Annotated in this window: 9 protein-coding genes; 6 read left to right on the forward strand and 3 right to left on the reverse strand. The window is 36.6% G+C overall.

The window, feature by feature from the left end; translation table 11 throughout:
• Window positions 1-113: 113 nt before the first annotated feature.
• The 3 genes from amaB to AA089_RS00570 all read right to left on the reverse strand — a co-directional run bounded on the left by amaB (window position 114) and on the right by AA089_RS00570 (window position 3006).
• Entirely contained in the window at window positions 114-1667 is a 1554-nt protein-coding gene (gene amaB / locus AA089_RS00560; protein ID WP_046755018.1) for an L-piperidine-6-carboxylate dehydrogenase, read from the reverse strand.
• Between the two features lie 87 nt (window positions 1668-1754).
• Window positions 1755-2474 (reverse strand): hypothetical protein, encoded by a 720-nt coding sequence (locus tag AA089_RS00565; protein ID WP_156168846.1) that lies wholly within the window; start codon window positions 2472-2474, stop codon window positions 1755-1757.
• Complete coding sequence (locus AA089_RS00570) at window positions 2464-3006, reverse strand: 3-hydroxyanthranilate 3,4-dioxygenase (protein WP_046754952.1); 543 nt, start codon at window positions 3004-3006, stop codon at window positions 2464-2466. Before AA089_RS00570 ends, AA089_RS00565 begins: the two co-directional genes overlap by 11 nt.
• 174 nt (window positions 3007-3180) lie before the next feature.
• Between AA089_RS00570 and AA089_RS00575 the strand changes: the two genes are divergently transcribed.
• The 6 genes from AA089_RS00575 (at window position 3181) to AA089_RS00595 (ending at window position 11163) form a co-directional block, all read left to right on the forward strand.
• Window positions 3181-3426, forward strand: coding sequence for a hypothetical protein (locus tag AA089_RS00575; RefSeq protein WP_046754953.1), 246 nt, complete (start codon window positions 3181-3183; stop codon window positions 3424-3426).
• Between the two features lie 18 nt (window positions 3427-3444).
• Entirely contained in the window at window positions 3445-3702 is a 258-nt protein-coding gene (locus AA089_RS24430) for a hypothetical protein (protein WP_156168847.1), read from the forward strand.
• 27 nt (window positions 3703-3729) lie between these two features.
• Complete coding sequence (locus AA089_RS24435) at window positions 3730-3999, forward strand: hypothetical protein (protein ID WP_156168848.1); 270 nt, start codon at window positions 3730-3732, stop codon at window positions 3997-3999.
• 28 nt (window positions 4000-4027) lie between these two features.
• Window positions 4028-4309 carry a hypothetical protein gene (locus AA089_RS00585; protein WP_046754955.1) on the forward strand — a complete coding sequence of 94 codons (282 nt, stop codon included), beginning with the start codon at window positions 4028-4030 and terminating at the stop codon, window positions 4307-4309.
• Window positions 4310-4444: 135 nt separating this feature from the next.
• Entirely contained in the window at window positions 4445-5488 is a 1044-nt protein-coding gene (locus AA089_RS00590; protein WP_046754956.1) for an isoaspartyl peptidase/L-asparaginase family protein, read from the forward strand.
• Window positions 5489-5631: 143 nt separating this feature from the next.
• Window positions 5632-11163 carry an alpha-2-macroglobulin family protein gene (locus tag AA089_RS00595; protein WP_046754957.1) on the forward strand — a complete coding sequence of 1844 codons (5532 nt, stop codon included), beginning with the start codon at window positions 5632-5634 and terminating at the stop codon, window positions 11161-11163.
• Window positions 11164-11188 lie beyond the last annotated feature (25 nt).

Raw genomic sequence — 11188 nt, forward strand, 5'->3', positions numbered from 1 at the left:
CTTTGAATCTTTGAATCTTTGAATCTTTGAATCTTTGAATCTTTGAATCTTTGAATCTTAAACATAAAAAAATCCGCTTCGTTTGAAGCGGATTTTTTTATGTTTAATTTCTACTACAAATCAAACTTAATTCCTTGCGCTAATGGCAATTCTGTAGTATAGTTGATTGTATTTGTTTGTCTACGCATGTATATTTTCCAAGCATCAGATCCAGACTCGCGTCCGCCACCTGTATCTTTTTCTCCACCAAAAGCACCACCAATTTCTGCTCCAGACGTTCCAATATTTACATTGGCAATTCCACAATCAGATCCTGCAACAGATAAGAAACGTTCTGCTTCACGTAAGTTGTTGGTCATAATTGCTGATGATAATCCTTGAGCAACTCCATTTTGAAGTTCTAACGCATTGGTTACATCTCCAGAATATTTCAACAAATATAAAACTGGTGCAAATGTTTCATGCTGCACGATTTCAAATGAATTTTCTGCTTCCGCGATGGCTGGTTTTACATAACATCCACTTTCATATCCTTCACCTTCTAAAACGCCACCTTCTACAACGATGTTTCCACCTTCAGCAACAACTTTTTCTAAAGCAGCTTGGTATCCTTTTACCGCATCTGTATCAATTAATGGTCCAACATGATTGTTTTCATCTAATGGATTTCCAATACGTAATTGTCCATAAGCGGCAACTACTGCATCTTTAACTTTATCGTAAATAGAATCATGAATGATTAATCTACGCGTTGATGTACAACGTTGTCCTGCTGTTCCAACTGCTCCAAAAACAGCTCCGATAACGGTCATTTTTATATCTGCATCAGGTGTTACAATGATAGCATTGTTTCCTCCTAATTCTAATAACGACTTTCCTAAACGTCCTGCAACTTCTTTGGCAACAATTTTCCCCATACGTGTAGAACCTGTAGCCGAAACTAACGGAATACGCGTATCTTTAGAAAGGTATTCTCCAACTTTATAATCTCCATTTACCAAGCAGCAAATTCCTTCAGGTAAGTTATTTTCAGCGAAAACCTCAGCCGCAATATTTTGACAAGCTACACCACACATAGGTGTTTTTTCAGATGGTTTCCACACACAAACGTCTCCACAAATCCACGCCAAAGCGGTATTCCAAGCCCAAACGGCAACTGGAAAGTTAAATGCAGAAATAATTCCGACAACGCCTAATGGATGGTATTGTTCGTACATTCTGTGTCCTGGACGTTCTGAATGCATCGTCAATCCGTGAAGCTGACGTGATAATCCCACTGCGAAATCACAGATGTCAATCATTTCCTGAACTTCTCCCAAACCTTCTTGGTATGATTTCCCCATTTCATACGAAACCAATTTTCCTAAAGCTTCTTTTTTCTCTCTTAATTTTTCTCCAAACTGGCGTACCACTTCTCCACGTTGTGGCGCTGGCATTGTTCTCCAAGTTTTAAAAGCTGAAGTCGCAGCTTCCATCACTTTTTCGTAGTCTTCTTTTGTAGTCGACTTTACTTTTCCAATCAATTTTCCATCAACTGGAGAGTATGATTCAATGAGTTCTCCGTTAGAAAAATTGTTTGAACCTGTTGATGTTCCTTCGTTGATATCTTTTAAACCTAGCGTTGCTAGAGCTTCTTTGATTCCAAAATCAGTAGTCACTGCTCCCATATATTTATAACTTTTTTTAGTTCTTTTGTTAAATTTTTGCGAAGATAGCACAATTCTAGCAATCTTCATTCTTCCATAGTTTGTTTCTTAGCGCAATTCTGTAATGTCGTATTGATAGTGCGCGCGAAGGTATTTTTGATTTTTGATGCTGTCAATCAGGTAACTTTCTCGCTCTTTGTGCAAGCGCAATCCAGTTTTCGTTTCCTGTGAAATATTTTTGATTTGGCTGTACGTTGTTCCGTGTTTTACTACGTTTTCCTTTAGCAAAAATGTAGTTGTATCAAAATAATACCACCAAATGGTGTCACTATTCGGATATACTGCTTTTATTTTATAAGCTTCTGTTTGATCTTCTAAAAATACTGTTCCTTCTAACGTAAGTTGAACATCATCTGTTAATAATTTATACGGTTGCCAAAGTACAAAGTGTGCTGACATGAGGTCTTTGCGTGCACTTTGCAACGCTTCATTTTCCACTTGTGGTGTATCATTTACAACAAGTTGAACCTTATCATCCTTTAGTGTTATTTGTTTGCGAATGCTTCCTTCAAAGGAACGAATTTCTGAGGAAAACTCAGGTTGTATTGTTGTTTTAATGAATTGTATTTTATCACTTTCAGCTCTGCCTAAACTATCATATAGTGTTGTTATTTTTTCATATGATATATGACTGAGTTTTTCCCAATTGGCAGTACCGCCGTGTGCTTCTTCCAACGATTTTTTGATAATCTTTTCCGCTGTCAGAGAAGATTCGCATGACAATGCAACTATTAAAAAACTGAGTAGAAAAATAGTGTTAGTCTTCATCGGCTGTAAATCGTTCGTCCACTGGCATTACGTGTCCACAATTGTCACAAGTAAGCAAATTTGGAGATGCGTAAAATGTTTTGAAGTGTCCTAAAAAGTCTTTTTCGACATCATTCAGCGGAAATTTTACTTCGTGTAGTTTATGATTGCACTTGTCACAATACCATTGCAAACCGTCCATTAAATCGGTTCCTTTTCGTTTGCGCTCTACGACTAAGCCGATAGAATTTTCAAATCGTACAGGCGAATGTGGCACGCCAGCAGGATGCAAATACATATCGCCAGGACCTAATTTCATGGTTTTTTTCTCGCCATCTTCTTGAATGTGTACTTCAATATTTCCTTCCAACTGAAAGAACAATTCTTCTGTTTCGTTATAGTGATAATCCTTTCGTGCATTTGGTCCACCAACAATCATCACAATATAATCACCTGCATCTTTATACAAATTTTTATTGGCAACTGGTGGTTTTAGTAAGTCTCTATTTTCTTCAATCCATTGATTGAGATTAAACGGTTTTTGTATGCCCATTATCTTTAGAATTTTAGATTTTAAAATTACGGATTTTTTAATGATTCAGTATCATTTTTGGTTAGATAGTACAGTAAATCACTGGCACACAAGTGTTAAGTAAGGTAAAACCGTACATTACTAACTACATTATTCTTTATCTTTTTTTTATAAAATCAAAAACACTTTATTATCATGAAAAAAAAGAAACTTAGTAAACGATTAGATTTAGGAAAGAAACAGATTTCAAAACTCGGTAACGTAAAAGGGGGACTGGCATTATCGCATCATACCTGTTTTTGCGAAACGGAAGATATATTCAACTGTACTTGGATAAGCGAATTGCGTACGCAATGTGAATGTGTACCTACGCAAAACATAGATTGTCCTTCATGGGGAATTATTTGCCCAACGCCTTCAAGAGATATTTGTGACGCTTAATCTTAAAATTTAACTACCATGAAAAAAAAGAAGCTAAAAGCCTTATCACTAAAAAAGGCATCTATTTCTAAGTTGAATGGTGGCGCACCAGTGCCAATTCAATTAACTAGAAACATTAGAGATTGTGCACTTACTGTAGATCTTTATAACTGTACAACAACTACTTGGTATAGTGAATTGTATACCGCATGTGAATGTGAACCTACTTGGGATTTTAATTGTAATTCACAATTTAATCCGTGTAGACAATCAGTTGATATTCCTTGCGAAGCATAATTTATAAACCAATAAAATACCTGTATCATGAAAAAAAAGAATTTAAAAAATTTATCATTAAAGAAATCATCCGTTTCTAAGCTCAGCGGTGGTGCGGCAATTCCGGTACCAGTTTCGTTTAATTTTCCATGTGGAGAAACACAAGATTTATTTACCTGTACTTGGGTAAGTGAGCTATATACAGCTTGCCATTGCGAACCATCATGGCAAGGCGGTTGTGAATCATTCAACTTTCCATGTCCAATAACTATAGACTTGGCTTGTGGTTTAGAGTCCGTACGTATATGCGTAGCGTAATTAACTAAAAATCATTTAAAAGAAACGTATGAAAAAAAAGAATTTATCTCAAAGATTAAACATCAATAAGTCAAAAATTGCTTCATTTGATCAACGAAATGGAATCGTAGGAGGAACTGCACGATCGAATCCGTGCGACTCTTTCGAATCAATGCAATGTACAGCTGGGTGTGGCACACAAAATTGTCCACCAGCAACCAATACTTGTATAACGGTAGCTTGTCCACCTGAAACGGTAAATTGCCCTTCGGCAAATACCAATTGTTACTGTGATTCATTCATTACAATGGCAGGAATTACTGGCTGTTAATTTTTGATAGATTATAAACTAAAAGCTCCAAAAGTGTATCCTTTTGGAGCTTTTTTAGTTTCTATAATTATTTAAAAAACCAATGCTTTTCCATTTGAAATTGTGTAATTTTAAGGCACTAATCAATTTTTACCAATGAAAAAATCAGCTCTTATTTTATTTCTATTTGCTTTTCTACTAATTAGTTGCGCAGATACTACTTCTCAAAAAGAAACAACTACAACTGATGAAAGTCCAACCAATAGTTTTGGATTAGTCATTCACGGTGGCGCAGGAACTATTTTAAAAAAGAACCTAACTCCAGAACTTGAAGCACAGTACAAAGAAACACTGGAAAAAGCCGCTAAAAAAGGATACGATATCCTAAAAAATGGCGGAACAAGTTTAGATGCTGTTGAACAAACGATTCATATTTTAGAAAATTCGCCGCTATTCAACGCTGGAAAAGGTGCTGTTTTTGCTAATAATGGAAAAAACGAACTAGACGCTTCTATTATGGAAGGAAAAACATTAAATGCTGGCGCCGTTGCAGGTGTAACCAATTTGAAAAATCCGATTTCTGCGGCGCGTAAAGTCATGGAAAATTCTGATCATGTATTATTGGCTAGAAAAGGTGCAGAAGAATTTTCCGCAGCACAAGGTTTGGAAGTTGTAGATACGAGTTATTTCTTTACCGAAAACAGATACAATTCGCTTTTAAAAGCTAAAAATAAAAATGAAAAAGACAAAGCTGCTTCGCTTGATCCGTATATAAAAGATTACAAATACGGAACGGTTGGTTGTGTAGCGTTGGACAAAAATGGAAATCTTGCCGCAGGAACTTCTACAGGTGGAATGACCAACAAAAAATGGAGTCGTATTGGCGATTCTCCAATTATTGGCGCAGGAACGTATGCCAACAACAAAACGTGCGCAGTTTCTGGAACTGGACATGGAGAATACTTCATTAGAGCAAATGTAGCTTATGATATTTCTGCGTTGATGGAATACAAAGGCTTGTCATTGCAAGAAGCTTCCAAAGAAGTCATTCAAAACAAGTTGAAAAACATGGGTGGCGATGGCGGAATTATTGCCATAGATGCCAAAGGAAACTTAGTTGCTGAGTTCAACACACCTGGCATGTACAGAGCCATGGTAGACGAAAACGGAACGGTCACTGTTGGAATTTACAAAGAGTAAATTTCCTCAAGGAAATAGCTTCAAACTATTGAGTAAAAAACAAAAATTATGTATTCCATAACGAATACTAGTTTTACACCAACGAATACTAATTAAGGAATATTATGATGAGAAAGTCTGTTTACATTACAAAAAAAAGTACCATGCGCAACACTACACTTTCCATCGTTCTATTCGTAATTTTAAGTTTATTTTCTTGTAAAAAACAGACTCCTGAAACTGATAATATTTTTGAATTCAAAGACTATATTTATCAAACCACCGCAGGAACCGTATCTACCGAAACGCCTATTATTATTGGACTTCAGCAGGAAGTAACCGATTGGCAAGCAAATCAAGAATTGCCAAATAGCTTGCTAACCATTAGTCCGAATGTAAAAGGGAAACTTGTTGTTGAAAATAACAAAACGTTGCGCTTTACACCTGAAAAACCTTTACAACCAGCTACAGAACATAGTGTACAAGTTCATTTGGATAAAATTTATGACGCAGTTCCAAAAGAGTTCAAAACATATACATTTGCCTTTAAAACCATTTCGCCAAACTTCATCATTGTTACCAACGATTTACAATCGTATTCTAAAGAATGGCAATATCTAAATGGTGTCTTAAAATCGGCAGATGTCATTTCTAAAGAAAAACTTCCGACATTAATTTCGGCAACGCAAAATGGTAAAAAACTAGCCATAAAATGGAGTGAAACCAGTTTTAATAAAAACGAATACGACTTTATAATTGATAGTATCAATCGACCTATTGACGATTCGGAAATTACGATTAATTGGACAGGTACATCAATCGCATCTGAATCTAAAGGAAAACTAAATTATAACATTCCAGGACAAAATAACTTCGCTATTGTTGAAGTTGATATTTCGCAAAGTCCTGAACAAAAATTCAGCATCAATTTTTCTGATCCGCTTCTAAAAAATCAAAACTTTGATGGTCTGGTTAGTGTTCAAAATCAATCGGACCTAACATTTGCCGTTGATGGTAATATTTTAAATGTATATCCTGAAAACAGCGTAACAGGAACGGTACAACTTGAAATATTTACGGGTATAAAAAATAAAGAAGGATTCAAACTTAAAAAATCCTATTCGCAACAAGTTTCGTTTGAACAGCAAAAACCACAATTGCGTCCAATAAGTACAGGTGTTATTTTGCCAAATTCAAAAGACTTAACGTTCAACTTTCAAGCTGTCAATCTAAAAACTGTTGATGTGCGCGTCATTAAAATATATCAAGACAATGTATTGCAATTTCTACAAGACAATGAAATTAGCAATGTAGATCGATACAGCATTCGAAGAGTTGGTCGTCGTATTGCCAAGAAAACCATCAATCTCATCACGAATGAAAACGAAAATGATGGACAGTGGAAAACTTACGGAATCGACTTATCAACCTTATTTCAAGCTGCTCCTGGCGCAATCTATCAAATAGAAATAGGTTTTAAGCGCGAATATGCATTGTATACCTGTGATGACAGCTCGAAAAAAGAAGAAGTCGCAGAAAGTGGTTACTACCAAAATCGTGCGGAAGAAGATGAAAACGAAGAAGAATACTGGGACAATCGCATGTACAATTTCAGAGATTACCAATACAATTGGAATGATCGCGATAATCCATGCACAGATTCGTATTACCTAGAAAGACGTTTCTTAACCGCAAATGTGTTGGCGTCAGATTTAGGTGTTATTGTAAAAAAAGGCGAAAACAAATCGTATTATTTTGCAGTGAGCGATATCATTTCTACAGATCCTGTAGGCAATGCAAAAGTGACATTGTACAACTATCAACAACATGAAATTGCTTCCAAACGTACAGATGCAGACGGATTGACGATTATTGACGCAGATAAAAACGCCTACTTTGCTACGGTTTCTAAAAACAATCAAGTTACCTATGTAAAACTCAATGATGGAAACGCACTTTCCATGAGTAAATTTGATGTTTCAGGGAAAGAAATCAACAAAGGACTCAAAGGTTATATATATGGCGAACGTGGCGTTTGGCGACCTGGCGATTCGTTACACTTAGCTTTTGTGCTAAATGATGCAGGAAATCCGTTACCAAAAAATCATCCTGTAAAAATGGAAGTTACCGATGCGCAAGGCAAATTGGTCTACAAAAAAGTGGAAACAAATGGTGTAAATCAGTTCTACAAATTTACCGTTCCAACCGCAACAGAAGCACCAACAGGAAACTGGAATGCTACCGTATATGTTGGTGGTGTCCGATTTACCAAAAACCTAAAAATAGAAACAGTAAAACCCAATCGTTTAAAAATAAATATTGATTTTGACGATGACATTCTTGCCAGTTCACGTCCAATTGAAGGCGAACTCAAAGCCGCTTGGTTACATGGCGCGCCTGCTAAAAACTTACGTGCGGAAGTCAATGTGAAACTAAGTAGCACCAATACTTCATTTAAAAAATTTCCAAACTATGAATTCAATGATCCAACACGAGAATTCAATACGGAAGAATTTACCATGTTTAAAGGTTCATTAAATAAAGATGGACTTGTCAATATTTCTAAAAAAATAAACGTTACCAACAAAGCACCTGGTATGTTGCGTGCATCGTTTTTGACACGCGTATTTGAACACGGTGGCGATTATTCCATTGATGCATTTTCGAAAGACTTTGCGCCATATATTTCTTTTGTAGGAATGCGATCTCCTGAACCAAAACGATACGGTTCGTACTACACAGACGAAGAACAAATCTTTGAAATTGCTACGGTTGACGACAAAGGAAATCCAATAAAACGCAACGGATTAGAAGTAAAAATATATGAAATTCAATGGCGTTGGTGGTGGAGTTCTTCATATGATGATTTATCGTCTTATGCGGGAAGTGATTATCATTCGCACTACAAATCCTTTAAAATTAACACAGGTACAAACGGAAAATCGAGCTTCAAACTCACTATTCCTGATGAAGATCGCGGACGATACTTAATTCGTGTGTACGATCCAAAAAGTGGTCATGCAACTGGAAAAACCGTGTATTTCTACAAAAATTGGTGGCGTACCAATAGCAACGGAAATTCAGAAATGGCAAAAATGCTGATCTTTTCTGCTGATAAAGAAAAATACAATGTTGGCGAAACGGCTACCATTACATTCCCATCAGGAAAAGGCGGAAGAGCGTTGGTAAGTGTAGAAAATGGTACAGAAGTACTTAGTACAAAGTGGGTAAAAACAGAGAAAGAACAAACGACAACTACCATTCCGATTACAAAAGAAATGGCGCCAAATGTATTTGTAAACATTTCTTTGGTTCAAAAACATAATAACGTTTCTAACGATTTGCCAATTCGTCTCTACGGAGTTATTCCGATACTCGTGGAAAACCCAGCAACAATTCTAAAACCAAAAATTTCAGTGCCTGAAACGCTTCGTCCTGAACAAACATTTACGGTAAAAGTGAGCGAAATGGACAAAAAAGCAATGACGTATACCTTAGCTATTGTTGATGAAGGTTTACTCGATTTAACACGTTTTAGAACGCCAAATCCATGGGATACATTCTACCAACGACAAGCACTTGGTGTTCGTACTTGGGATATTTATGATGATATTATTGGCGCGTTTAGCGGAAGTATCGATCAAGTATTTGCAATTGGTGGTGGCGATGGTGGAAACGGCGCAAAAAACAAAAAAGCAAACCGTTTTAAACCTGTTGTCAAATACTTGGGTCCTTTTAATTTGAAAGCTGGCGAAACAAAATCGCACAAAATTGACATGCCAAATTATATTGGTGCTGTACGTACGATGGTGGTCGCTGGAAATCCAAAAACGGAAGCCTATGGAAATGCGGAACAATCATCGCAAGTAAAGAAACCTTTGATGGTATTGGCAACAGCACCACGAAAACTAAGTCCAGGCGAAAAAGTGACGCTTCCTGTAACAGTTTTTGCAATGGAAAACAAGGTGAAAAATGTTTCGCTACAGCTAAAATTACAAAACGGAATCTCTGTAATTGGAGATGCTACACAGTCACTTACATTTGACAGACCAGACGAAAAAATGGTATATTTTGACTTAGATGTAAGTCAAGCAAAAGGCATACAAACGATTGAAGTATTGGCAAGTGGAAATGGCGAAAAGGCTTCATACAAAGTGGAAATTGATGTAGAAAATCCAAATCCGATAAGTACAAAAATTCATGAACTTACGTTGGATGGCAAAATATCACAAACACTCAATTTTGATACCTTTGGTGTACTTGGCACCAACGAAGCAACTGTTGAGTTTTCTACCTTGCCACCGATGGATTTCACGGCTCGTATGGAATATTTAATTCAATATCCGCATGGTTGTGTAGAACAAACGACTTCAAGCGTATTTCCACAATTGTATTTAGCCGATATTTTTGATTTACCATCAGCAAAACAAAAACAAATTCAAGATAATATTACCAAAGGAATCAAGCGTTTAGCACATTTTCAACGTCCAAATGGCGGCATGAGCTACTGGATTGGAGAAAGTGCTGCAAATGATTGGGGAACAAGTTATTCGGGTCATTTTATGATTGAAGCCGAAAAGAAAGGATACCGATTGCCACTGACTTTTATGAGTCAATGGTTGAAGTATCAAAAAAATGCGGCGCGTTCTTGGCGATCAACAGAAAGTCGTTATTACTACACCGATTTGGCACAAGCCTACCGATTGTACACGTTGGCATTGGCTGGTCATCCAGATTTGGCTTCGATGAACCGTTTGCGAGAAACCAAAGGATTGTCAAATAATGCAAAATGGCGACTGGCAGCTGCATATGCCTTAGCTTCACAAAAAGAAGCAGCTGAGCGGATCATTGCCACTGCAAACATTACTTTTACTGAAGCTGAAGACGCATATCGATATAATTACGGATCTACCAACAGAAATAGAGCAATGGCACTAGAAACCATGCTTGCGTTGGATGACAAAAGAGTAATTAACATGGCAAAAGTTATAGCGAAAGAATTATCGTCATCGCGTTGGATGAGCACACAAACAACGGCGTACAGTTTGTTGGCAATGGGTAAAATGGTTACAAAAAACGGTGGGAAAGATATCAATATGTCGTTTACACTCAATGGAAAAAATGATCAAAATATCAAAACGTCTAAAGCAATTGCACAGCGCGGTTTAAAAATCGTAAAAGGAGCTAACACTTTAGAAGTTGAAAATAAAGAAGACAATACACTATTTGTTCGTGTGTTAAGTACTGGAAAGCTTCCATTAGGCGAAGAATTCGCAGAAAAACGAAACTTTACCATTCGCGTAGCGTATAAAGACAAAAAAGGAAATGCTATCAATGTCAAAAATCTGACACAAGGAACTGATTTTATGGCGTCTGTAACCCTTACAAATGACAGTTCCGTAAACTTAAAGGATATTGCGTTGACAGAAATATTCCCTTCTGGTTGGGAAATTGTCAATACCCGATTTACCGATTATGGAAATGTAGAATCAAGCGATGTTCGACATACAGATATCAGAGATGATCGCGTGAATTTTTACTTTGATTTAGGTAGAAAACGATCAAAAACATTCAATGTATTGCTCAATGCTTCCTACTTAGGAAAATACTATTTGCCAGGCATTCAAGCAGAAGCAATGTATGATAACGACTATTTTATTCGTACTAGAGGACAATGGATTGAAGTTGTGAAATAGAAACGGTACTTTTACACTAGCAAAT

This window comes from Kordia jejudonensis, assembly GCF_001005315.1.
Classification (GTDB): domain Bacteria; phylum Bacteroidota; class Bacteroidia; order Flavobacteriales; family Flavobacteriaceae; genus Kordia; species Kordia jejudonensis.